This window comes from Hungatella sp. SB206 (genome assembly GCF_051132295.1).
GTDB lineage: Bacteria > Bacillota > Clostridia > Lachnospirales > Lachnospiraceae > Hungatella > Hungatella effluvii.
Window position 1 is genome coordinate 875,010 of sequence record NZ_CP096603.1, and the last position, 24,333, is coordinate 899,342.

19 protein-coding genes are annotated in these 24,333 nt (G+C 48.9%); 17 read left to right on the forward strand and 2 right to left on the reverse strand.

Features of this window, described 5'->3' with window-relative positions; genetic code table 11:
• The 3 genes from rfbA to rfbD are packed head-to-tail and all read left to right on the forward strand — an operon-like array spanning position 1 to position 2,797.
• Positions 1-885, forward strand: a complete 885-nt coding sequence (rfbA, locus tag M1L66_RS03930; protein WP_187022550.1) for a glucose-1-phosphate thymidylyltransferase RfbA — start codon at positions 1-3, stop codon at positions 883-885.
• 19 nt (positions 886-904) lie between these two features.
• Entirely contained in the window at positions 905-1,927 is a 1,023-nt protein-coding gene (gene rfbB / locus M1L66_RS03935) for a dTDP-glucose 4,6-dehydratase (RefSeq protein ID WP_187022549.1), read from the forward strand.
• Between the two features lie 27 nt (positions 1,928-1,954).
• Complete coding sequence (rfbD, locus tag M1L66_RS03940) at positions 1,955-2,797, forward strand: dTDP-4-dehydrorhamnose reductase (RefSeq protein WP_187022548.1); 843 nt, start codon at positions 1,955-1,957, stop codon at positions 2,795-2,797.
• A gap of 81 nt (positions 2,798-2,878) precedes the next feature.
• On the opposite strand, the gene M1L66_RS03945 is transcribed toward rfbD, so the two are convergent.
• On the reverse strand, positions 2,879-5,113 hold the full coding sequence (locus tag M1L66_RS03945; RefSeq protein WP_187022547.1) for a helix-turn-helix domain-containing protein: 2,235 nt from the start codon (positions 5,111-5,113) through the stop codon (positions 2,879-2,881).
• A gap of 371 nt (positions 5,114-5,484) precedes the next feature.
• Between M1L66_RS03945 and M1L66_RS03950 the strand changes: the two genes are divergently transcribed.
• The 6 genes from M1L66_RS03950 to M1L66_RS03975 all read left to right on the forward strand — a co-directional run bounded on the left by M1L66_RS03950 (position 5,485) and on the right by M1L66_RS03975 (position 13,583).
• Positions 5,485-6,432, forward strand: coding sequence for an ABC transporter permease (locus M1L66_RS03950; RefSeq protein WP_002601767.1), 948 nt, complete (start codon positions 5,485-5,487; stop codon positions 6,430-6,432).
• On the forward strand, positions 6,432-7,331 hold the full coding sequence (locus M1L66_RS03955; protein WP_187022546.1) for a carbohydrate ABC transporter permease: 900 nt from the start codon (positions 6,432-6,434) through the stop codon (positions 7,329-7,331). Before M1L66_RS03950 ends, M1L66_RS03955 begins: the two co-directional genes overlap by 1 nt.
• A gap of 93 nt (positions 7,332-7,424) precedes the next feature.
• Positions 7,425-8,999, forward strand: a complete 1,575-nt coding sequence (locus tag M1L66_RS03960; RefSeq protein ID WP_434691055.1) for an extracellular solute-binding protein — start codon at positions 7,425-7,427, stop codon at positions 8,997-8,999.
• 3 nt (positions 9,000-9,002) lie between these two features.
• Positions 9,003-10,466 (forward strand): sulfatase-like hydrolase/transferase, encoded by a 1,464-nt coding sequence (locus tag M1L66_RS03965; RefSeq protein WP_434691057.1) that lies wholly within the window; start codon positions 9,003-9,005, stop codon positions 10,464-10,466.
• Positions 10,467-10,500: 34 nt separating this feature from the next.
• A complete protein-coding gene (locus M1L66_RS03970) occupies positions 10,501-11,913 on the forward strand; it encodes a sulfatase (protein WP_187022543.1) in 1,413 nt (470 codons plus the stop codon).
• The gene (locus tag M1L66_RS03975; RefSeq protein WP_434691061.1) at positions 11,913-13,583 is read left to right on the forward strand and encodes a DUF4091 domain-containing protein; all 1,671 of its coding nucleotides are present in this window, start codon (positions 11,913-11,915) and stop codon (positions 13,581-13,583) included. The genes M1L66_RS03970 and M1L66_RS03975 overlap by 1 nt, the downstream gene beginning before the upstream one ends.
• Positions 13,584-13,777: 194 nt before the next feature.
• Here M1L66_RS03975 and M1L66_RS03980 read toward each other — a convergent pair whose 3' ends face one another.
• Positions 13,778-15,046, reverse strand: a complete 1,269-nt coding sequence (locus M1L66_RS03980) for a serine dehydratase subunit alpha family protein (RefSeq protein WP_025530066.1) — start codon at positions 15,044-15,046, stop codon at positions 13,778-13,780.
• A gap of 325 nt (positions 15,047-15,371) precedes the next feature.
• On the opposite strand from M1L66_RS03980, the gene M1L66_RS03985 reads away from it, so the two are divergent.
• The 8 genes from M1L66_RS03985 to loaP all read left to right on the forward strand — a co-directional run bounded on the left by M1L66_RS03985 (position 15,372) and on the right by loaP (position 24,221).
• Positions 15,372-16,229: a tyrosine-type recombinase/integrase gene (locus M1L66_RS03985; protein WP_187022540.1), complete on the forward strand. Its 858-nt coding sequence runs from the start codon at positions 15,372-15,374 to the stop codon at positions 16,227-16,229.
• 428 nt (positions 16,230-16,657) lie between these two features.
• On the forward strand, positions 16,658-17,599 hold the full coding sequence (locus M1L66_RS03990) for a hypothetical protein (RefSeq protein WP_434691064.1): 942 nt from the start codon (positions 16,658-16,660) through the stop codon (positions 17,597-17,599).
• 16 nt (positions 17,600-17,615) lie between these two features.
• Positions 17,616-19,160, forward strand: a complete 1,545-nt coding sequence (locus M1L66_RS03995) for a hypothetical protein (protein ID WP_434691067.1) — start codon at positions 17,616-17,618, stop codon at positions 19,158-19,160.
• 93 nt (positions 19,161-19,253) lie between these two features.
• Positions 19,254-19,985 carry a CpsB/CapC family capsule biosynthesis tyrosine phosphatase gene (locus M1L66_RS04000; protein ID WP_187022537.1) on the forward strand — a complete coding sequence of 244 codons (732 nt, stop codon included), beginning with the start codon at positions 19,254-19,256 and terminating at the stop codon, positions 19,983-19,985.
• 19 nt (positions 19,986-20,004) lie between these two features.
• Positions 20,005-20,739, forward strand: coding sequence for a YveK family protein (locus M1L66_RS04005; RefSeq protein ID WP_187022536.1), 735 nt, complete (start codon positions 20,005-20,007; stop codon positions 20,737-20,739).
• A complete protein-coding gene (locus M1L66_RS04010; RefSeq protein ID WP_434691071.1) occupies positions 20,740-21,528 on the forward strand; it encodes a CpsD/CapB family tyrosine-protein kinase in 789 nt (262 codons plus the stop codon).
• A 17-nt stretch (positions 21,529-21,545) separates the two neighbouring features.
• Entirely contained in the window at positions 21,546-23,465 is a 1,920-nt protein-coding gene (locus M1L66_RS04015) for a nucleoside-diphosphate sugar epimerase/dehydratase (RefSeq protein WP_434691074.1), read from the forward strand.
• Positions 23,466-23,696: 231 nt separating this feature from the next.
• Complete coding sequence (gene loaP, locus M1L66_RS04020) at positions 23,697-24,221, forward strand: antiterminator LoaP (protein WP_434691076.1); 525 nt, start codon at positions 23,697-23,699, stop codon at positions 24,219-24,221.
• The last annotated feature ends 112 nt before the right edge of the window (positions 24,222-24,333 follow it).

Below are 24,333 nucleotides of genomic sequence, written 5' to 3' on the forward strand. Positions count from 1 at the left end.
ATGAAGGGAATTATCCTCGCCGGAGGCTCCGGCACAAGACTTTACCCGCTGACCATGGTCACATCGAAGCAGCTTCTGCCGATCTACGACAAGCCGATGATCTACTATCCGCTGTCCGTTCTGATGAACGCGGGAATCAGAGATATTCTGATTATCTCCACACCGGACGACACGCCGCGGTTCGAAGCGCTCTTAGGCAGCGGAAGCCAATTTGGAATCCACTTGTCCTACGCGGTTCAGCCGTCACCGGATGGGCTGGCCCAGGCGTTTATCATCGGCGAGGAATTTATCGGGGACGATCATGTAGCCATGATTCTGGGCGACAACATCTTCGCAGGACACGGTCTGACCAAACGTCTTCTGGCGGCCGCCAACAAGAAAGAGGGGGCTACCGTGTTCGGATATTATGTGGACGATCCGGAACGGTTCGGCATCGTGGAATTCGATTCCAACGGAAAGGCCATCTCCATTGAGGAGAAGCCGGAGCATCCGAAGAGCAACTACTGCGTGACCGGGCTCTATTTCTACGACAATAAGGTCGTGGAGTATGCGAAAAACCTGCGGCCTTCCGCCCGCGGTGAGCTGGAAATCACCGATTTAAACCGGATCTATCTGGAAGAGGGCAGACTGGATGTGGAACTTCTCGGACAGGGCTTTACCTGGCTCGATACAGGAACCCACGAATCCCTGGCGGACGCCACCAACTTTGTCCGCACCATGGAGACCCATCAGCACAGAAAAGTGGCGTGTCTTGAGGAGATCGCGTATTTAAACCACTGGATCACCAGGGATCAGCTTTTAGAGGATATCGAACCACTTAAGAAGAATCAGTACGGCCATTATCTTATGGATGTTCTGGCCGGTAAATATATTGATATTAAGTAAAAACAGGAGGAAATCACATATGAAAATCATCGTTACAGGAGGCGCAGGCTTCATTGGAGGCAACTTCGTCCATCACATGGTAAACAAATACCCGGATTATGAGATCATCAACTTAGACTTATTAACGTACGCGGGCAACTTAGAGACTTTAAAGCCGGTAGAGGACAAGCCGAATTACAAGTTCGTAAAGGGTGATATCGCGGACCGCAAATTCATCTTCGACTTATTTGAAAAAGAGAAACCGGACGTGATCGTCAATTTCGCGGCGGAGAGCCATGTAGACCGCTCAATTACCGATCCGGAAAGCTTCGTCAGAACGAATGTTATGGGAACCACCACTCTGCTTGACGCCTGCCGTGAGTATGGAATCAAGAGATACCACCAGGTATCCACCGACGAAGTGTACGGAGATCTTCCGTTAGACCGTCCGGACTTATTCTTCACGGAAGAGACCCCGCTCCACACCTCCAGCCCGTATTCGTCCTCCAAGGCGAGCGCCGATTTATTCGTGCTCTCTTACCACAGAACCTTCGGGATGCCGGTAACCATCTCGAGATGTTCCAACAACTACGGACCGTACCATTTCCCGGAGAAACTGATTCCGCTGATTATCAGCCGCGCGCTGGCCGATGAAGAGCTTCCGGTCTATGGAACAGGTGAAAATGTCCGTGACTGGCTCCATGTAGCTGACCACTGCGAGGCAATCGACTTAATTATCCACGAGGGCAGGGAAGGCGAGATCTACAACGTAGGCGGCCACAATGAGAGAACGAACCTGGAAGTGGTAAAGACGATTTTAAAGGCATTAAACAAGCCGGAAAGCTTAATCAAGTACGTATCCGACCGTCCCGGCCATGACAGACGTTACGCCATCGATCCGAAAAAGCTGGAGACAGAGCTTGGATGGAAGCCGAAATACACATTTGATACGGGAATCGAACAGACTATTCAGTGGTATCTGGACAATGAAGACTGGTGGAAGCACATCATCAACGGAGAGTACCAGAACTACTTTGAGAATATGTACGGAGACCGTTTATAATTCGCAGAAAGCACACTGGAGGCGTATATGAAAGTATTTGTAACAGGAGTAAAGGGCCAGCTGGGCCACGATGTGGTCGATGAGCTGGAAAAGAGAGGCCATGAGGCGATCGGCGTGGATATCGATGAGATGGACATTACAGATGCCGGGAGCGTAAACCGTGTGATCCGGGAAGCCAGTCCGGATGCGGTGATCCACTGTGCGGCCTATACAGCAGTGGACGCGGCGGAGGACAATTTGGAGCTTTGCAGACGCGTGAATGCATACGGCACGGAGAATATTGCCAGGGTCTGCCGGGAGCTGGACATCAAGATGATGTACATCAGCACGGACTACGTATTTAACGGCCAGGGCACCCGTCCTTGGGAGCCTGACGATGAGAGAGAACCGTTAAATGTCTACGGCCTTACGAAGTACGAGGGTGAGCTGGCGATCGAGCAGAATCTCACCAAATACTTTACCGTACGCATCGCCTGGGTGTTTGGCGTAAACGGCAGGAACTTCATAAAGACCATGCTGAATCTGGGAAAGACCCGCGACAAACTCACCGTGGTATCCGACCAGATCGGTTCCCCCACCTACACCTACGATCTTGCCCGCCTTCTGGTGGATATGATTGAGACCGACAAGTACGGCCGCTATCATGCCACAAACGAGGGACTGTGCAGCTGGTGTGATTTTGCACGGGAGATATTTAAACAGGCAAACATGAATGTCGAGGTAATTCCGGTCACCTCCGCAGAGTACCCGGCAAAGGCGAAACGGCCGATGAACAGCCGCATGAGCAAGGATAAGCTGGAAGAAAACGGATTTGAGAGACTGCCATCCTGGCAGGATGCGCTGGAACGGTATCTGAAAGAAATCCAGTAACGAAGTACAGAAGCAGTACAAAGAAATAGGATTCTCCGCTGTTATAATCGGAGAACCCTATTTTTTGTTCCGCAGGAAGGATCAGCGGTCTTTTCTATACTCGCTGGGAGTCATATAGTAAAATTTCTTGAAGAAACGTATGTAGCTTCTTACATCGCTGTAGCCCACGGCTTCGCTGATCCAGCCGATGGTCTCCTCCGTATTCATCAGCAGATCCAGGGACTTCTGGGTGCGGTAGTAGTTTAAATACTCCGACAGCGTCTTTCCGGTAGAGAGCTTAAACAGCTTCGTCAGATAGATGGAACTGACGCCCACGAAGCCGGCAATCTGCGGGATGGTGATGGGCTGCGAGTAATTCTGTTCGATATACTGGATCGCCTTCTGGATGTAACCGTAGGATTCCGTGGAAATCTTGTTCTTTGCATCCAGCATCCCAAACAGGCAGTTGTAGAAATACTTATTGATTTCCTCGATGGAGGAGGCGTTTTCCAGCTTGCGCACAGAGGCGTTTATCTGGATGTCAGGAATGTCCCCGTTGATCTCCAGAAGAGAGGCGTAGATGGTGCTGACGGTGATGAGAGCCATCCGCCTGACTTCTTCCTGGTCCTCGCTCTCCAGATAGCGGTCGCGGAAGGCATCGGTCTGCTCCTTTAAGCCGGCGCCGTCTTTATCGATGATTGCCTGGGTGATGCGGGACAGCATATCCTGGTCGATAGAGGAGGTGAATTCATTCTGATAGCTGAGCAGAACGAAATCATCGGCATCCGCGGCCGTAAAGATGAAGTTACGCCGGGCCAGCTGCCATACCTGCCATGGGGCCGGTTCCGTCTCGGAACAGATACCTATGGAGAACAGCGGGTAGACACTGAGACTCTGTTTCATCCGCTTCTTCAGGGCGGTACACAGCTTCGACAGCTCCTTTCCCAGGGCGTCGGACAGTCCGGTATTCAGGATAATGCAGATGCTTTTATTGTCAATATAAAGGCTGTAGGCAGTGCCCAGGGCGGAAAAGGCGTTGGTGGTATTGGTCCGGATGACCAGCTTCAGCTGTTCGCGCCTCGTATAGTCCTCCATCTCGTCAAGAGAGGGAAGGGAAATAAGGATAACGGCGTAAAACGGATAGGGAAATACCAGCCCGTGTTCCTCGTATTCCGGCGGAAGACTGGTGATATCCACGTAATTATAGAGGATGCCCGACAGCAGCCGTTCGCGTACCAGCTGCTGGTTTTCATGCATGACGGTCCCGATGTCGGACAGCTGCGCGTTCAGATTATCGAGTGCGGTGCTGATCAGCGAAAATTCGTCTTCCCGGACTCCGGGAATCTCCGTGTAGGGATTGATCCCGATTTTCTTCATGATCGCATCCACCGGGCGCAGCATAATCATGCCGTAAATCATGGAAGCGGCGAAATCGGCCGCAGCCACGGCCAGATAGATGATAAACCACTGCAGGAGCGTGGCGCTTACTGCGGTGAAGAGGTCTATCCTTGACGCATAAAAAGAGCACCTGGCCCCGATGGTGGAGAAGGAGGAGAACGTGGAGGTGCCTGGCAGCAGAAGTTCCTCATTCTCAGAGACAGACAGCCCGTTGTCCCAGTTCTTCATGACGGTATTGGAGGAAGACCAGAGCAAATGGTCCTGAAAGGAAACCGTGGCCGTGTAAGGATTGTGGCCTGCGGTTTCTGCGGCGGCCTTCTGAAGCCGGTCGAGGGAGTAGGACACCGTCACATAGCCCCGCCCCTGGGATTTATACAGAGGGAGCCTGCGCGCATAGGTTATTACGGTAACCGCCGGAGAGGGGGCGTAGTAACGTTTATAGGGAACGTTAATCAGCCACATCTCTTCTCCCTTCATATTCTCAAGGGTGTTTAGCAATTCTTTATTATAGAAATCACTATAATCATACATCCCGCCGCTGGAGTCAAAGACTCTCTGGGAGCGGTTGAAAAAGAGGCAGATGGACTCGTAGTGGTACAGGGTGGAGTAGGGAGTCACATCGTTGGTCATGCGTAAGAGCTGATCCAGTGTGGGCGCCTTCGACTCCAGAACCTGCTCGATGGATGCCAGATTCCCCATAAATACTGCGCTGCTTTTCATGTTGGACAAATTATCCTGAACCGACAGCGCCACATAATTCGCTTTCATCTCCAGATTTTCGTGAAGCTTCATCCGGTTCTGAAGCGTAATCACCACGCCGCCAATGATAAAGATTACAGTAGTGAATAGAAATGTAATATAGAAAAATGAACGGAAATGTCTGGATTTCAGAATGTTTTTCCATTTGCTGTCCCTGGTGTTTTTGTGCTTAATTCCCAATGGTCCCATCCTTTCCAATGATTAGTTGTATCCAATTATAACAAAAAACGGGCAGATAGTCAAAAAGATTTGTACGAAATGAGCGAAAAGGTTTCCGCGTAATGGTAAAAATCAAAACACAAATTGGATATAATGTATAAAATCAATAGCAAAAAATAAACTTAATTGGTTAAAAGGCAGATGAATTTTTGCAATCCTCATTGAAAATAAGGTAAATATGACGGTTTGTGAAAAAATGAACGAAATAGGCTTATTTTTTGTACTTATTTTAGTACAATAGTTTGCTATGCTTTAGTCACGAGAAATGTAAGAGATTTCACGTAAGCGGCCAAAGGATGTCCGCTAAATGCTCATAACGAGGAGGGAGAAGGTTGGGGAAAGCAGTCGTAAGTAAAAACAGAAAGGTGAGAAATGGGCCCGGTATCAAAACTTATATATGGAAACACAAGTATCTGTATCTGATGCTGGTTCCGGCAATTGTCTATTACATCATCTTTTGTTACGTACCAATGTATGGGGTGACAATCGCATTTAAGGATTTTAACCCGATGAAAGGAATTATGAGGAGTTCCTGGGTCGGCTTTGAAACATTTCAAAAGCTGTTTTCTATGGAAAAGTTTTATTCGGTGTTCTGGAATACCATAAGGATCAGCCTGATCCGTCTGATATTCGGTTTCCCATTTCCGATTATCATTGCTCTCATGTTAAATGAACTGCGCCACCTGCGGATGAAGAAAGTGATTCAGACGGCCATCTACATTCCCAACTTTATATCATGGGTAGTTCTTGGCGGTATTCTGACGAGTATTCTTTCCATGGATTCGGGAATTGTCAACGGAGTGATCAAGAGTCTCGGCTTTCAGCCCATCGGATTTTTGACGGATGAAAAGTTTTTCGTGCCGACCATGGTAGTGTCCATGATCTGGAAGACCTTCGGCTGGAATACCATCATCTATCTGGCCGCAATTACAGGCATCGACACCCAGCTCTATGAGGCGGCGACCGTGGATGGCGCCAACCGGTGGCAGAAGCTCGTACATATTACGGTTCCCTGTATTCGTTCCATCATCATTGTAATACTGATTACCCGTATCGGAAGTCTGATGCAGGCCGGATTCGAGCAGATCTTCGTTCTCTACCATCCGGGTGTCTACGGGACAGCGGATATTATCGACACGTACGTATACCGAATGGGCCTTCAGGACGGAAAATTCGAACTGGCCACGGCGGTCGGCCTGTTTAAATCGGTCATTAACTTCGGCCTGGTAGTGGCCGCCAATAAGATTGCAAGAATGTCGGGAGAGGAGGGAATTTACTGATGCTGAGATTGAAAAAACAAGAGGGAGGAAGCCATGTTAAGGTTTCCGCAGGAAGCAAAGTCTTTGATGTCGTCAATGTGACGCTGCTGACGCTGCTGGCTCTGACGACCTTTTATCCCTTCTGGGACTGTCTGGTGGTGTCATTTTCCTCACTGAAAAGCTATCTTGCGACCAGTATCCATCTGTGGCCTTCCGAATGGTCACTTGACGGCTACGCCTACATGGTGAAGAATATAGAACTGTGGACCTCCTACGCTAACAGCCTCTTCATAACAATTGTAGGTACTCTGATTAATATGACGATCACGACGATGGCGGCCTATGTGCTGTCAAAGAAGGATTTAAAGGGACAGCGGTTCTTCATGTTCCTGGCGGTGTTTACCATGATGTTCTCAGGCGGTATTATTCCGACCTATATCGTGGTTAAGGACCTTCATCTGATGAATTCCCTGTGGTCCATGATCCTTCCATCGGCGATCAATACCTACAATCTGATTATTTTACGCAATTTCTTCATGGATTTACCGCTGGAGCTGGAAGAGGCGGCGCTGCTGGACGGCTGTACGGAAGTTGGAGTCCTGTTCCGTATCATGCTTCCTATCTCCAAACCGGCTCTGACGACCGTTACGCTCTTTTATGCGGTGGATCACTGGAATGACTTTTTCTCGGCGATCATGTATATCAACAGCAAACAGGCGTGGCCGCTGCAGTTGTTCCTTCGTTCCATGCTGTTTCAGAACGATGCAGCGTATTCCAGCGGAGGCGAGAGCCTGTTCCTGCTGGGGCAGCCGATGAAGATGGCTGCGGTTATGATGGCGATTATTCCGATCATGTGCGCCTACCCATTCTTCCAGAAATATTTTACAACAGGAATGACGGCGGGGGCGGTCAAGGGTTAGTACTACCTTGCGCAAGGTTGTACTGGAAGTGTACCAGGAACACCCGAAATACGGTAAACAGCAGATTTATATAAAAGAAAGAGAGGGTATGTAATGAAAAAAAGACAGGTAATGAGTTTGGTACTGGCGGGAGTTATGGCAGCCTCTTTAACGGCCTGCGGGGGCCAAACCGCGAAGACAGCCGGTAAGACGGAGACGAAAGAGGCATCTGGCAAGGAGGCAGCTTCTTCAAAATCAGAGGATAGAGTTCCCATTCACTGGCTGACAACAGGTGATGGGGCAGCGAAGGCGATCAAACCGGATGACCGGATTGTGGCAGCCATTAATGAAAAACTGGGCATTGATCTGACTGTAGAGATCGTGCCGGAGGCAAATACGGAGAAGGTTAATGTGGCCATGGCTTCGGGAGATTTTCCGGATGTTGTGACGGGAGCTTATGGAACAAGCGCTACGAAGCAGTGGATTGATGACGGAATGGTAATTCCGCTGAATCAGTATTTTGACACGAAGCCCAATATAAAAGCATGGCTGGAGAATGACTACCAGTGGTCTGCTATCGACGGGAACTACTACGGACTTCCATTTATTACGCAGTACAGTGCGGCCAATTCCCTGATTGTTTTCAGACAGGACTGGCTGGATAAGCTGGGGCTCTCTTATCCGAAGACACTGGATGATATGAAAAATACGCTGATTGCATTTACAAACGATGATCCGGACGGCGACGGAAAGGCCAATACTTATGGATATACCGCTGAGAAACCGAGCAGCACAACAGGAGGCACGCCGTTTGACTGGGTATTTTTTGCCTACGGTCTCCCTTATGCCGACTACTCTGTTAATGCGGGCGGAGAGGTCATTCCATTTTTCGAAGATCCCTCCTTTATCCCGGCGATGAATTATATCAAGGATTTATGGGATATGAAAGTGGTGGATCCGGAGCTGATGCTGAATGATAATCCGAAAAAAGAAGAAAAATTCTATCAGGGTAAATGCGGCTCCATGCTTGCGCCATTGTTCCGCCATGTGACACGCCATGAAAACAGTGTAAAAGAGCTGTTTCCGGACGCTTCCATTAGCTACGGACTTCCACCGGAAGGACCGGACGGCGCAAGCGGATTGAATAAGCAGGGGAAAAACGGTATGATGACCTGTATCACCACAGCGTGCAAGAACCCGGATAAGGCGGCTGAATTTGTCGATTTCATGGTTTCTAAGGAAGGCAATGACTTACTGAGACTTGGTATTGAAGGAATCCACTATACAAAAGACGGAGACACCATCACCTTTAACGAAGAAGAACGTGCAAAAGACGCATTTGCAGAAGACGGCTGGGCCCATGCTCTGGCCTGGGGCTCCTTCTACTGGCCGTTAGAGAGCGGATATATTCCGGTATCCGATCCCAACAGAGAACGTGCTCTGGATACCGTAAAGGTAGCTACAGAGTGCCAGATGCCGAATTTGATCAAACAGAAGACCCCGGCGGAAATTGAAAATGGATCCGCAGTGAATGACGTATTTATCCAGTATTTCTCCGATATGCTTCAGGGAAAGATTTCCATCGAGGATGGCGTGGTATCTCTTGGGAAAGAGTGGAGAAACCAGGGCGGCGATGAGATCTTAAAAGAAGCCAATGAGATCTACAAGTCAGAAAAACAGGTGGAATAATCGATGAGAAAGAAACCAAATATACTCTTCATACTTACAGATGATCAGGGGGCCTGGGCAATGCATTGCTCGGGCACCCCCGAGCTTTATACCCCGAATCTGGACAGAATAGCCGCTTCGGGGATGCGTTTCGACAACTTCTTCTGCGCCTCGCCGGTCTGCTCGCCGGCCCGTGCGTCACTCCTCACCGGAAAGATTCCGTCGGGCCACGGTGTCCTGGACTGGATCCGGAGCGGAAGTGTGGACGCGGAGAAATTTGCCGCCCAGGGAAAAGAGAATCCCTATGCGGACGGCTATAAGAATGAGCGGAAGCCTATCGCCTATTTAGACGGGCAGACTGCCTATACGGACATCCTGGCGGAGGACGGATATCACTGTGCCCTGGCGGGCAAATGGCATCTGGGGGACAGCGTGACGCCCCAGCATGGATTTGAAAAATGGTACACTATCGGTCTGGGCGGCTGCTGTTATTACCATCCGGACATTGTGGATCACGGGGAGATCACGGTGGAGCACGGCAAATACGTGACGGAACTCTTCGCCGATAAGGCCCTGGACTATTTAGAGGAACTGGCAAAGGAGGAGGAACCGTTCTACCTGGCTGTGAACTTTACGGCGCCTCACGCCCCATGGGGAAAGGAGCACCATCCGGCCAAATGGATCGATTTCTATGAGGACTGTGATTTTGCCTCCATTCCGGATATTCCGGACCATCCCGATTTGCTGACCGGGCCGGTCTACGGTACGGAAAAGAGGAAGGAAAATCTGCGGGGCTATTTTGCGGCGGTCAGCGCCATGGATGAGCAGGTAGGAAGAATTTTAGACGCCCTGGAAGAGAAGCATTTGACAGAGGATACCATCGTGATTTTCTCTGCGGATAACGGCATGAGTATGGGGCAGCACGGAATCTGGGGAAAGGGAAACGGAACCTTTCCTATGAATATGTACGATTCGGCAGTCAAAGTGCCGTTTCTTATATCTTGGCCTTGCCATATCGCTCCCGGAAGTGTATGCTGTGAGATAGTGAGTGCGTATGATTTGTTCCCCACACTGCTGGAACTGACCGGCCTGTCTGACCGGTTCCCGGAAGGTCTTCCGGGGAAGAGCTTTTCCAGCCTGCTTACCGGCGGGGAACAGGAGCGGACGGGAGAGATCGTCGTGTTTGACGAATATGGCCCGGTGCGGATGATTCGGAACAGAGAATGGAAGTATATCCACAGATATCCCTATGGAACGCACGAACTCTATCACCTGACCGACGACCCGGGAGAGACAGAAAACCTCTTTGGGCTTCCGGAGTATGAAGCTAAGGTTCTGGAGCTGAAGAAGCAGATGGAAACGTGGTTTCTCAAGTATGCGGATCCTGCGATCGACGGGGTAAGGGAAGGTGTGACAGGATCGGGACAGCTTTGCAGACCCGGCCTTTACGCTGTACGCACAGATGTATATGGCCCGGTGGGGACGTAAAGTAGTGCATGTTTGGAAACAGAGGAGAGAAATCATGGCAGTACAACCGAATTTTTTATTTATCTTTATGGACGATATGGGCTGGAGGGATCTGGCCTGTACCGGCAGTACCTTTTATGAGACGCCCAATATTGACCGGCTTTGCAGGCAGGGGATGGTATTTGCCAATTCCTACGCGTCCTGCCCGGTCTGCTCTCCGTCAAGAGCCAGCTATTTAACCGGACAGTATCCGGCCAGGCTGGGAGTGACGGACTGGATCGATATGGAAGGGACCTCCCACCCCTTAAGGGGAAAACTCATTGATGCTCCGTATATCAAGCATCTGCCGGAGGGGGAGTATACAATCGCTCAGGCGCTAAAGGATGCGGGATACGAAACGTGGCATGTTGGGAAATGGCATCTGGGAGGAAGAGAATACTACCCGGAACATTTCGGATTTGATGTCAATATAGGCGGCTGTTCCTGGGGCCATCCCCACGAAGGATATTTCAGCCCCTATGGGATCGAGACGCTTCCCGAAGGGCCGGAAGGGGAATATCTGACAGACCGGATCACGAACGAGGCGGTCCGCCTGCTGAAAGAGCGGAAGGCGTGCGGGAGCAGGAAGCCATTTTACATGAATTTATGTCATTACGCAGTACATACACCGATACAGGTGAAGGATGAGGACCGGGAGCGCTTCGAAAAGAAGGCGAGAGAGCAGGGGCTCGATCGGGAGACGGCCCTGGTGGAGGGAGAATTCCACCATACCGAGGATAAGAAGGGACGGCGCGTGGTCAGAAGAGTGATTCAGTCGGATCCGTCCTATGCGGGAATGATCTGGAATCTGGATCAGAATATCGGACGGCTGCTGGAGGCGCTTTCCGAGTGCGGAGAAGAGGAGAATACCGTGGTGGTATTTACTTCTGATAACGGCGGACTCGCCACAAGCGAAGGCTCACCCACCTGCAATCTGCCCGCTTCGGAAGGAAAGGGCTGGGTCTATGAGGGCGGGACCAGGGTTCCGCTGATTGTTAAGTATCCGGGCCACGTGGCTCCGGGGAGCCGGTGTGACGTGCCTGTTACGACCCCGGATTTCTATCCCACATTCCTGGAACTGGCCGGCGTACCGCAAAAAGCGGGCACTCCTATCGACGGAAGGAGCATTGTTCCTCTGCTGGCCGGTAATCACATGCCGGAAAGGCCTGTCTTCTGGCACTACCCACACTATGGTAACCAGGGAGGGACTCCTGCCGCTTCCGTTGTTCTGGGAGACTACAAGTATATTGAGTTTTTCGAAGACGGACGCGGGGAACTTTACGACCTGAAGGCGGACTTCAGTGAGACGAACAATATTTATGAAAAAATGCCTGAGATGGCTTCGCGGCTCCGGATGCTCCTGCATGGATGGCAGCGGGAGGTATGCGCCCGTTTCCCGGAAGTAAATGAGGCGTATGGGGAGGCGTGATGAAAGAGAACAGAGAATATCAGATAAAACTGATGAGCGCACTGGCGAAGGTATTTCCCGGACAGGAGCCGGAAGAGGACCCGTGCTGCACCGGATTTACGATGCTTCGCGGGGAGACGTTCAGCTTCGTGACCGCGTATACCTGCGGCGGCGGAAATGGCGGCCGGGGAAATTTCGATGCAGTGGTGCGGGTGGAATCACCGGCTGCAGAATACTGCCGTATCCGGGAGATCATCCCGGTTCCATCCTTACGTCCGGTAAACAGCTGCGCGGACAGCAATTATCTGCGCACACAGCCGGGAATGTATCCGGATCTGCTGACCGAGCCGGCAGGAGGTCGCATTACCTTCACGCCGGGCCAGTTTAAGAGCCTGTGGATTGATGTGGAGATTCCGGAGAACGGACCATATGGGGATATTCCTGTGGCTGTGGTATTTGCCTCGCCAGAGGGAGAGGAGCTGTGCAGGAGAGAGGCCTCCATAAAGGTGTACCGGACCATACTCGGTCCCCAGAGACTCCTGCGCACGGAATGGTTCCACGGAGACTGCCTTGCCGACTATTACCAGGTGCCTGTCTTTTCCGAGGAGCACTGGAGGATCATGGAGAATTTCATATCGGCGGCTGCGTCCAGGGGCTGTAACATGATCCTGACGCCGCAGTTCACCCCGCCTCTCGACACGGCGCCCGGCGGAGAGCGGACTACAATTCAGCTGGTGGGAGTAAAGGTGCTTCCCGGGGACGGCTATGAATTCGATTTTGCCAGGCTGGAGCGATGGGTTGCCATGTGCTTATCCTGCGGCATGACCTGTTTTGAAATGTCCCATCTCTTTACCCAGTGGGGAGCCGGTCATCCTCCGAAGATCATGGCCGAGGAGAACGGGAAGGAAATAAAGCTGTTCGGCTGGGATGATCCGGCCGTGGGCGGACGCTACACCACATTCCTGGAGGCCTATCTTCCCAGGCTGACGGAAAAACTGCGGGAATTAGGCATTGCCGGGATAACCAGATTTCACATTTCCGATGAACCGGAGCCGCAGCATCTCTTATCCTATAAGCAGGCGAGAGAATCCGTGGCGCCGTATCTGAAGGATTTTGTCATCATGGACGCCATCTCCAGCATCGCGGTCTGCAGGGAGGGAGAAATCGACTGCCCGGTGTGCTCCAATGACCATATGGAACCATTTCTGGAAGCAGGCGTTACGCCTCTGTGGAGCTATTACTGTACAGCCCAGGATTATCTGGTCAGCAACCGCTTCATGGCCATGCCGTCCGCCAGATGCCGTATCTATGGCGCGCAGGTCTTTAAATACGGCATGGAGGGGATCCTTCACTGGGGATACAATTTTTATAATTCCCAGTACTCATTAAAGACCCTGGATCCCTACCGGTCCACGGATGCCGACGGCGCATTTCCATCCGGTGATTCATTCCTGGTGTATCCGGGGGCGGACGGAAAACCGGAGGAATCCATACGCATGATGGTCCTGTGCCATACGATGCAGGACGTGAGGGCCATGGAGCAGCTGGCCGATAAGAAGGGGAGAGAGTACGTCGTTGATATGCTGGAGGAGGATTTGGGAGAGCCCATCACCTTTAAGCGGTATCCGAAGTCGGATTACTGGATTCTCCAGATGAGAAACCGGATTAACCGGGAATTGGATGAAGATTAGTGTGTGTTTGTTTGTTTCAATCCACATTCTGAGTCCAGAATACAACACCCAGAATGACATGGCAGTGGGGGATATATGCCCGCCACTGCCGCTGAACTTGTTTTTGCGATTCATCTCCCAGCCTCTTCAGGTGGGAGATGAATCGCATATTTTGTTAAATTACATTGCAGAGAACCACAATGCTGTACTAGATACTACTGCAGCATAATCTTAATAATCTCTTTATCGGTCTGTTTCATGCCTTCTTTTCCAATGTATCCCACACAGCTGATCGTCTCGCCGGCGTCCTCCTGGAGAATGCCGCTGTCTGCCTGGTAGGCCCTGCCGTTCATGGCGAGATAGTGGGCCATCATGGCGGCATCCAGGCTTGTGGCGATCTTGGCGGCGCAGGAAATCTTCGCTCCGTCGCAGATGATGCCCGGGATATTGGCTAAGACATTCCCGATGGTGTTCTTAATCTGTTCCAGGGTTCCGCCCACCAGATAGGTGATGGCGGCTCCCGATGCGCAGGAAGCGGATACGGCGCCGCAGAAGGCAGACAGCTTGCCGATAAACTCCTTCTGATAGATGGTCAGCAGGCTGGAAAATGCGAGAGCCCGGTATAGACGTTCCTGGCAGATATTATTTTCCCTTGCATAGACAATGACAGGTACAGAGGAGGCGATTCCCTGGTTTCCGCTGCCGGAGTTGATCATGACCGGCATGTCACAGCCGCCCATTCGGGCCTCCGATCCGGCGGCCGCGTAGGCTTTCATGCGGACAGCCACGCCGTCCGGGTACGATTCCTTGATGATCTTTCCGATGCCGAGTCCGTAGCTTCCGGCCATTCCCTCATAGGCAATGTTCATATTATGAATGATGACCCGGTCCAGCAGCTCATGGATATCCTTAAGCGGTACCTGGTCTGCAAAATCCTTGATATTATCCACGGAGAGCAGGCTGCGGTCCGCCAGACTGCATCCGCCTTCCTTATGGTCTGAACTGAAAATCACTTCTTCGTCTTTCGTAATCTTCGTGATGTTGGTGTGGTCATACCGGATCTCCAGCGTTACAACGGAAGCGTCCTTATGCAGCTCCAGGATGATGTGCAGCGGAATCTCAGAATCCAGATATTCCACGGTACAGACTCCGTCTCTCAGCATAGCGGCCGCCGTCTTCCGGTCCTCATCTGTCAGATCTTCTAAAACTTCCATACATTTGGAGGCATTGCCTCCGACAATTCCCAGCATGACGCCGGCTTCGATGCCGACCATACTCTCTGAGTTGGGAATCGTGACACAGCGGACATTTTTAATCATGTTGCCGCTGCAGTAAGCGATGACTCTGTCGGGCAGGCAGCCCAGCACCTCTCTGGCCCTGGCTCCGGCGTAGGCCAGTGCGATGGGTTCAGTGCATCCCATGGCGGGGATCAATTCTTCAGCCAGTATCTTCAGGAATTCATCGTGTATTCTCTCGTTCATCATGAGTATCTTCACCTTTCCATTCATTCATATTGTAAGCAGGTAAATCAGCATGAAGCCCGAACAGGTAGTGAAATTCCTTGTGGCTGCTGCGCTGAATTAGGATGTTTTAATAATAAAAATTTATCAAATTCCGAATGGAAAGTCAATGGTTTTGGGGATATTGCATCGTTTCCAGCCACGGTTTGAGTTTCGGGCGACGTATCAGCCGATATTTTTATACAGGAAATGGATGAAACACTTTTTTTCTGATCTCCTAACAGATAATATTTTCTTTGGTATCGGTAATAATAGTGCATAAAACGTAAAATTGAAAAGGAGAAGACAGATGGAGACAGAAATGAATGCAGATATGATGTTAGAAGAGTATCGAAGGTATCTCATCTACAATGAGAAAAGTAAGTCGACAGTCAGTAAGTATGTACGGGATGCTGGTAAATTTCTGGATTTTTTGCAGACCTGTGGGGGAACGGAAGACAAAATAACGAAAGAAAACGCCATGCACTACAAAACAGAATTAATGGGAAGATATAAGCCTTCCAGTGTGAATTCCTTTTTAACCGCGCTGAACAGTTTCCTTACATTTTACGACAGACAGGAATGCCGCGTCAGGCTGCTGAAGATCCAGAAACGCGTTTTTACCGATCAGAACAGGGAGCTGACCAGAGAGGAATACATTCGACTGGTCGAAGCGGCCCAGATTGAGAAGAAAGACCGGCTGGCCCTGGTTATGGAGACGATCTGCGGGACCGGAATTCGCATCAGCGAGCTGCGCAATATAACAGCAGAATCCCTGCAGAGGGGGTATGCGAGCGTCTCGTGCAAAGGAAAGGAGCGGATTATCCTGATTCCTCTAAAGCTGAAGGACAAACTAAAAGACTACTGTATCAATAACGACATCCAGTCGGGAAGCATCTTTATAACCCGGACAGGTAAACCGATCGACCGCAGCAATGTCTGGACTGAAATGAACAAAATATGTGAGAGAGCAGGGATTTCCCATGAAAAAGTATTTCCCCATAATATGCGTCATCTGTTTGCAAGGACATATTATGGAAAACAGAAAGATATTGTGCATCTGGCAGATATTTTGGGGCACAGCAGCATCGAAACAACCAGGATTTATACTATGACGAGCAGTTGGGAATATGAAAGACAATTAAATGAAATGGGTCTAATAATATAAAAATACAACATATTACACATTATGTTGTGACAATTATACAACTCTTAGATTTTTATGTCAAGGATTTAATACGGTAAACTACATATTACACATTATGTTGTGATAAGCATACAGCAACGAAGTTTCGTTGTCAATATACGACAGGGTATTTTTTTATAGAACCTGTAAGGCTTTGCGGCAATAAAAACGAATAGGATCAGGTCTGCGCTCGGACAGCGGCATTTATTCCAAATACGGAAAAAGGCCGCAAATACATGACAGCGCAGGCCTTTTTTACTACATATTGTGTATTATGTTGTAAACCGAACTTGGACGGTTATTTCTCGGGCAGAATCAGAGAGCCGAGGCGGCATAATATTCCAATCATGCAGACAAGGCAATTGCGGACAGGTCTTTTAATCAGGTTATTTCAATCAGGAGGAGAAAAGATGAGAGGAAAAACATGGAAACTAGCAGCTGTTACACTGGGACTTAGTATCAGCGCGGCAGCAGCCGTCTACGCGCAGACGCCGGGATGGAGTTTAACCGGGGAGGGCTGGCGTTATATGTCTGTAGAAGGGCAGTATCAGGCAGCCAGATGGTTCCAGGATACAGATGGGCGCTGGTATCATTTTGACCAGAATGGAATAATGCAGACCGGCTGGTTTCAGGATGGCAGCGGCTTGTGGTATTTCCTGGCAACAGACACAGGAGCGATGAAGACCGGCTGGCACCAGGATCCTGATGGAAAATGGTATTTTCTCGCTTACAGCGGAGCCATGCAGACCGGCCTGATCAAAGTAGACCAGAAAGTATACTATATGGAACTGGGCGGAGCGCTGTTTACTGGGGATAAGGAAATTAACGGTGTGATCTATCACTTTACGGAAAATGGAACCGTAGGATCCGTACCTCCTGTTCCGACTGCGCAGGTGTGGTCCGCCAACGGAAACCAGACTTCCGGTTCAGACAGCAGTTCATCCAGGGAAAAAGTGCGGGTCAGGGACGTCGTACAGAATGACATCATAGATGCAGTCAATCAGACAAGCGGGAGCGAACACATAGCCAGCGCTTCCATTGACGGACAGAGCATTCGTGTGACTCCGGTTGCAGTTTCTACCATGCTGGAGGGACTTCCGGCTGCACAGTCGGTTTTTGAGGTGTTTCTGTCCTCCGGATATATCAATGAAGTGACAATCAGCGGTCCGGGAGGAAGCGCAGTGGTTCATGAGGCAGGCGACCTGGTGGGAGCGGCGAGAAGCCTGGGCTTTTCGGGAAGCGGAAGCTTTTCTCAGGCCAGAGGGTCCTACACGGTGACGGTATCCTATTCCGGAACGCTGGACTATGGTTATGAAGACGGAACTCTCGTATATTCCGTTGCTGTCAATTGAGTGACGGTCCTCTGAGATGATTCAAAGAACAAAATGTTTATCAGTAATCCTTTTTACATTTCTTTTATCCATTATATTTGTTTTGATCACACCGTTGACCGGCTGCGCCTCCGGATTAAATGCCAGCGAGCAGGAGCTGGTGGCAAAGGCCAAAGGTACGTTTGAATGGAATGGAAAAGAGTACCGGGCAAAACAGACGTATATCGACCAGCTGATCGCATACCTCTGCAGGGAGGATGTGGACTTAAACGCAGATACCTGCGCCGCCGCGGCCGCAGAAATGTACGGCAGTGTGGAACGCGGTGTGACGAAAGGCTATCTCTATGAAGTCGGAGGCAGTGGGGATACCGCTACAGATACCAGAGAAGCGATGGAGTCAGAGGTGGGATCTCAGGAAGAAAAGGGCTATGGACAGGAAGGCTTGTCAGGAGATGAGGAGCGGTCCAACAAACAGCTTGGGGAGAGGTCTGACGAACCATTTGAGGAGTGGACCGGCAATAAGCTTGATGAAAAGTTCAAGAAGTGTGCTCCTGTTATTGTCCGGCTACCGGGGTGTTGGTGGTTCGGAGGGAATCGTGCGGGAGGAGAGAACGCAGGAACTGGAGTTGGAACAGAAAATGGGTGGCTCCGTCTGTTAGATCCGACTCTTTACTGCCTGCTCATGGTGGGCGAAGCCGTGTGTTTACTCATTTTGATAACGGCATTGGCCCAAACTGCCAGGAACCGGAGCTTAAGGCGCCGGAGCAAGGTGAGAAAAGTGCTGCAGACGATTGTAATCTGCATGACGGCCGGCGCCTGTTTCCTTTCAGGACTGCTTCTATCGCTTCGCATTGGAGCATTTTCAGAACAGGCGGTGTTAAACCAGATCGAAAAGACTTCCTGGTACCAGACGGTTTATGACGATATGAAACGGGAGACATTCAGGACTCTGTCCTTGATCCAGGCGCCTGAATATGATTACGGGGACATGGTCAAGTATTCCAATGTGGTACTGACTGCCAGGCAGCAGGTAAAAGCAGAGCTTGAGGGAGAATCGCCGCACACTGATTTAGCGGGAGCGATGGAACCGCTGCGGTCTTTTGTATCTGCCGGTTACAGGCATGCATATCCGAATTCTGAAGTGGCTGCCGCGGGCATGGAGTACCTGATGAACGGCCTGGAGGCACGGTGTGAGAATCTGGTGCACTGGGCGGGGATGGACTGGTGGCGCCAGAAGACGAGGGATTTTGTGTGCTGGATGCCGGTTTTACTGGGAGGCGCTGTTCTGGTCTTTTCACTGGGGACCACAGAACTGATCTGCCTGAGCCGTTCCGGTTACCGGGCAGTCAAGAGATTCGGAGCCAGCCTGTTTGTGGGATTTTTAGGCCTTGCCGTCTGCGGTCTTTTGCTTTGGCGATTCGGAGGGGATGGAACTGTATGGACAGAACCGGTCTATATGAATGAATTTGCCCGGTATCTGTCAGTCTCAGCCGGATACAGTGCACTTTCACTTGGAGGCATGGGCTGCTGTTTGTCAGCAATGGCATTCTATATATCAAAATGTATGAAGTACGAAAGATGAAGTCGGGAGGATGGCATGAGAGGAATGAGAAAAGGAAGAAATAAAGATAATAATGATTATCGGAATCATTTCGGGGGGGGGGGGGGTACAAAAATGCCGCTCGGTCTATTTGATCTCCACTGCCATCTGCTTTATGGAATAGATGACGGTGCCGTTTCTCTGGAGGAGTCTCTGCGTGCTGTTCAGATGGCGTGGGATGAAGGTATCAGCCATATTGTATTTACCCCTCATTATACACCGGGGAAGGTTTCGGCGGAGAAGGAAGTCATTGTAAAACGAATAAATGAGGTCAAAGAGGCCGCCGAAAATGCAGGGATTCAAGGCATAAAGTATTACTGCGGCAACGAAGTGCTCTGCGTTTCCGGCGTGGAGGAACTGTTAAAACAGGGCGAGATATTTACAATTGCAGATACAAAGTACGTGCTTCTGGAATTCTATCAGGGGGTAAGATACCAGGATATGTTTCAGGGGCTTTCTCGCGTGGTGAGAAAGGGATATATCCCGGTTTTGGCACATGTGGAGCGATATGTCTGCCTGTATCAGAGCGTGGAGAGAATAGAGGAACTGCGTGATTTGGGAATTGTGATTCAGATGAACACAGAGTGCTTTTTTCAGCGGATTCCGGACGTGCGGATGGTCTGGTACAGAAAATTGATGAAAGCCGGTTATGTCCAGTTGATTTCCACGGATGCACATGGCGCGGACAGGAAACCGCCGCGGATGAGAAAGGCGGTGGAATGGCTGGAACGCCACTGTGATCATGGGCTTGTGGAGCGTGTGCTCTATGAAAATCCTGCGAGGCTGCTGGAGGACCGGATACTATAAGAATTTCAGAGGGAGAACGATGAAAGATACAAGAGACGATGAGATAGAGATTGATTTGCTGCAGCTTTTCTGGGTGATGAAAAGAAGGCTGTGGATTATGATTCTGGCGGTTGTCGTGGGGGCGGCGGCGGCCATGCTGTACACAACAACCCTGATGGAACCGGTTTACACTTCTTCCACCATGATTTACATATTAAACAAGACAAACAATATTACATCGCTGTCAGATCTTCAGTTGGGAACACAGCTGACAAAGGATTATAAGGTGCTGGTGACCAGCCGTCCGGTTCTTGAGCAGGTGACAAGGAATCTGGGATTAGACATGAGTTATCAGCAGTTAAATGGGAAAATTACGGTCAACAATCCGGCCGATACGAGAATTCTGACTATTTCAGCCAGGGATACAAATCCAGAGACAGCACGGGCCATTGCCGATGAGATGGCATCGGTGTCGGTAGCGCGCATTGCCGAGATCATGGACTCGGTGCCGCCAAAAATCGTGGAAGAGGGAAATCTCCCCACAGCGCCTTCCAGTCCCAATGTGAGAAAGAATACGGTACTCGGCGGACTGGCGGCAGGAATCGCGGCCGCAGGCGTTATCATTCTGCTGTATCTGATGAACGACAGCATTCGGAATGCCGGAGATATCGAGCGCTATCTGGACCTCAACACGCTGGGGCAGATACCGGAATTTGAAGAAAATGAGAAAAGAAAAAGAAAGAAAAGCAAATGGGGAAGAAGGGCGGTGGAGTAAATGCAGAAGGTAGAATTTAATAAAATACCGCAGCTGGATTTCCGGACAAACGAAGCGTTCAAAACGCTGAGAACCAACATCACATTCTGCGGTGACGACCAGAGGGTGATCCTGTTTACCAGTACCATTCCCAACGAGGGAAAAACTTTAGTCGTATTCCAACTGGCGAGATCATTTGCCGAGGATGGGAAACGGGTGCTTCTGCTGGACGCGGATATGCGCAAATCCGTCCTGATGGGCCATTACCGCGTCGACCGGGAGACGAGAGGACTGAGCCATTATCTCGTAGGCCAGGAATCCGCCGAAAATGTCACTTACAGCACAAACATAGAAAACATGGAAGTAATTTTCGCCGGCCCGTCCACACCGAATCCGGCGGAGCTTCTGGGAAATGTCAGGTTTGAGGAGATGCTCGGCGAACAGCGGGGAAACTACGATTACATTCTGATTGACACCCCGCCTCTGGGCAGCGTCATTGACGCGGCGATCATTGCGCGAAATGTGGATGGAGCCGTTATCGTGGTGGAGAGCGGAGTCATCAGCTATAAGATGGTTCAAAAGGTAAAAGGCCAGCTGGAGAAGAGCGGATGCCGGATCCTGGGCGCGGTTCTTAACAAGGTGGACCAGGAGAATAAAGGCTATTACAGCGGGTATTACAGTAAGTACTATGGGAAGTATTACGGTTATGGGGCCAGCGGAAGCAGTGATAAGGCAGAAAAAACAGACGAGATGACTATGGCTGCCGGCGGCGAAAAAAATCAGATAAAACGTTCAAGAAGACGCAAGTAGGATACGAAGGGGATAAAATGATAAAGACACGTATTATAGCAAATAAATGGTTCCGATCGGTATTATTTCTTATCTACGATATCTGCATGATTCAGATCTGCTCATTTTTAGCTCTTTGGATCCGGTTTGATTTGTCCACAAAATCCATTCCTTTACAGTATGTTGAAGCAATGATGTCATATGCAGGTATTTTAACAGTGACAACTGTTATAGTTTTTTCATTGTTTCACTTATATTCCATAGTATGGAGCAGTGCCGGTATTATAGAAATGGAATATATTGTGGCGGCTTGCAGTGTGACTTGTGTTTTACAGATTGCAGGTATGAATATTTTTAATATTGTGGTGCCTAGAAGCTACCATATATTGTGGCTGTTATTCATGACGGCATTTATTGGTATAAGTCGTATGAGTTACAGGGCTTTGCAGTTGGCGGGCAGGCATTTGGGGCGAAAACGAGATGCTGCAGTGCAAAAACGGGTAATGATTGTAGGTGGAGGGCAGGCTGGTACCCTATTAATAAAAGAATTAAACAGCAGTGAGAGGGCATCAGGAATACCAGTATGCATTATTGATGATGACCATAATAAAATAGGTAAATATATTAATGGAGTTCCTATTCGCGGCACGAGGGAAGAAATTCCTGAGCTGGCAGAGAAGTATAAAATAGACGAAATATATATTGCTCTTCCCACAGCAACAGGCGTGGAAAGAAAAAAAATACTGGAAATCTGCCAGAAAACAAAATGTATATTGAAAATACTTCCAGGTCTATACCAATTAATGAGTGGCGAGGTTAGTATTGCAAAACTTCGAGATGTTGAGATTGATGATCTCTTAGGGAGAGAGCCTATCAAAGTTGATTTAGACGAGATTATGGGGTATGTAAAAGGCAAAGTTGTCATGGTTACAGGAGGCGGCGGATCAATTGGAAGCGAATTATGCCGACAGTTGGCTGGGCATGAAGTGGGGCACCTGATTATATTTGATATGTATGAAAATAATGCTTATGAGATTCAACAGGAATTAAAACGGAACTATCCGGAGCTGAATCTGACTGTATTAATTGGTTCGGTACGAAATACAAATCGTCTGGATTTCTTATTTCGTACGTATCGACCAGACGTTGTATATCATGCAGCAGCCCATAAGCATGTTCCGCTAATGGAGGACAGTCCAAATGAAGCGATTAAAAATAATGTGATTGGCACTTATAAAACTGCAATGGCCGCAATTAAATATGGGACAAAACGTTTTATTTTAATTTCAACGGATAAGGCGGTAAATCCTACAAATATTATGGGAGCGAGCAAACGGTTATGTGAAATGGTAATTCAAATGTGTAATCAGAAAAGCGATACTGAGTTTGTGGCAGTCCGATTTGGTAATGTTTTAGGTAGCAATGGAAGCGTAATTCCGCTATTTAAACAGCAAATTGCGGCAGGGGGACCGGTCACAGTAACACATAGAGATATAATTCGTTACTTTATGACAATCCCAGAAGCCGTGAGCCTGGTATTGCAGGCGGGTGCCTATGCCAGAGGGGGAGAAATTTTTATCCTTAATATGGGGGAACCAGTGAAGATATTGGACATGGCTGAAAATTTGATCCGCTTATCTGGATATGAACCTTATAAAGATATTCAAATTCAGTTTACTGGCTTAAGACCAGGTGAAAAGCTTTTTGAGGAACTGTTAATGGAAGAGGAAGGGCTTCAGGATACCAAAAATAAAAGGATTTTTATTGGACATCCGATGGATATTGATTATCCCTGGTTTGAAGACGAGTTAAAGAAACTCGATGAAGCTGCCTGGATGGAAACAAAAGATATGAGAGCAATGGTTCATAAGCTGGTGCCTGAGTATAATTACAAGTTAGAAGGCACTGTTGTAGAAAAACAAGTTGCTGCAGCAGAAAAAACAGAATCAGAAGGTTAATGGTGCTCTGGAAATATCTATGCTTTTTACATAAAGTAATAAAAGGTAATTACAAAAGGTATTGGAAAGAAGTTGTCGCCTTTGCGCATTTTTGCCAATACCTGTTATATAAAATAATTACTCATAGAGAGTGTATACTAATACGCAGTTTCTATGAGATGGCGAAGCCTGCCTTTTTGCTGGCTTAAAAAAGTGTAAAGATGTAAAGAATATACGTGTAAGGGTTATTTTATGGAAAAGCAGAAATGGTATGCAGTTCAGGTTCGTGCAGGGAAAGAACATATAGTAGCTGAACTTTGCCGTAAACAAATAGGAAATGACATATTAAAAGAGTGTTTTGTTCCCATGTATGAGAGAAAACGCCGCTATGAGGGAATGTGGCATAAAGAAGAGCTGCGGTTATTTCCAGGCTATATTTTTATGGTTACGGAGCAGATTCATGAATTATTTAAAAATTTGAAAAAGATTCCAGAACTTACAAAGATACTTGGCATGGGAAGCGAATTTGTACCACTGAAAGATTCAGAAGTGAAGTTTTTAAGAGATACCGGCGGTAATAATCATTTGTTGAAAGTATCGGAAGGATATATAACAGGAAAACAAGTGATTATTACCTCTGGTCCGATGACTAAACTGGTAGGAGAAATAAAATTTATTGATAGACATAAGCGTATGGCAATTATTCAGACGGAGATGTTTGGACGAATTATGGATATAAGGTTAGGGTTGGAAATAGTAACAAAGGTAGAAAAATAAGTCTGAACAATGAAAAATAAAGGTAAGCAAATGAAGAAAAAATGTAATGCAGATTTCCAGTGTACGACGAATTGTGAAAGATTAACAAATATAAAACCATTCGAAAACAAAA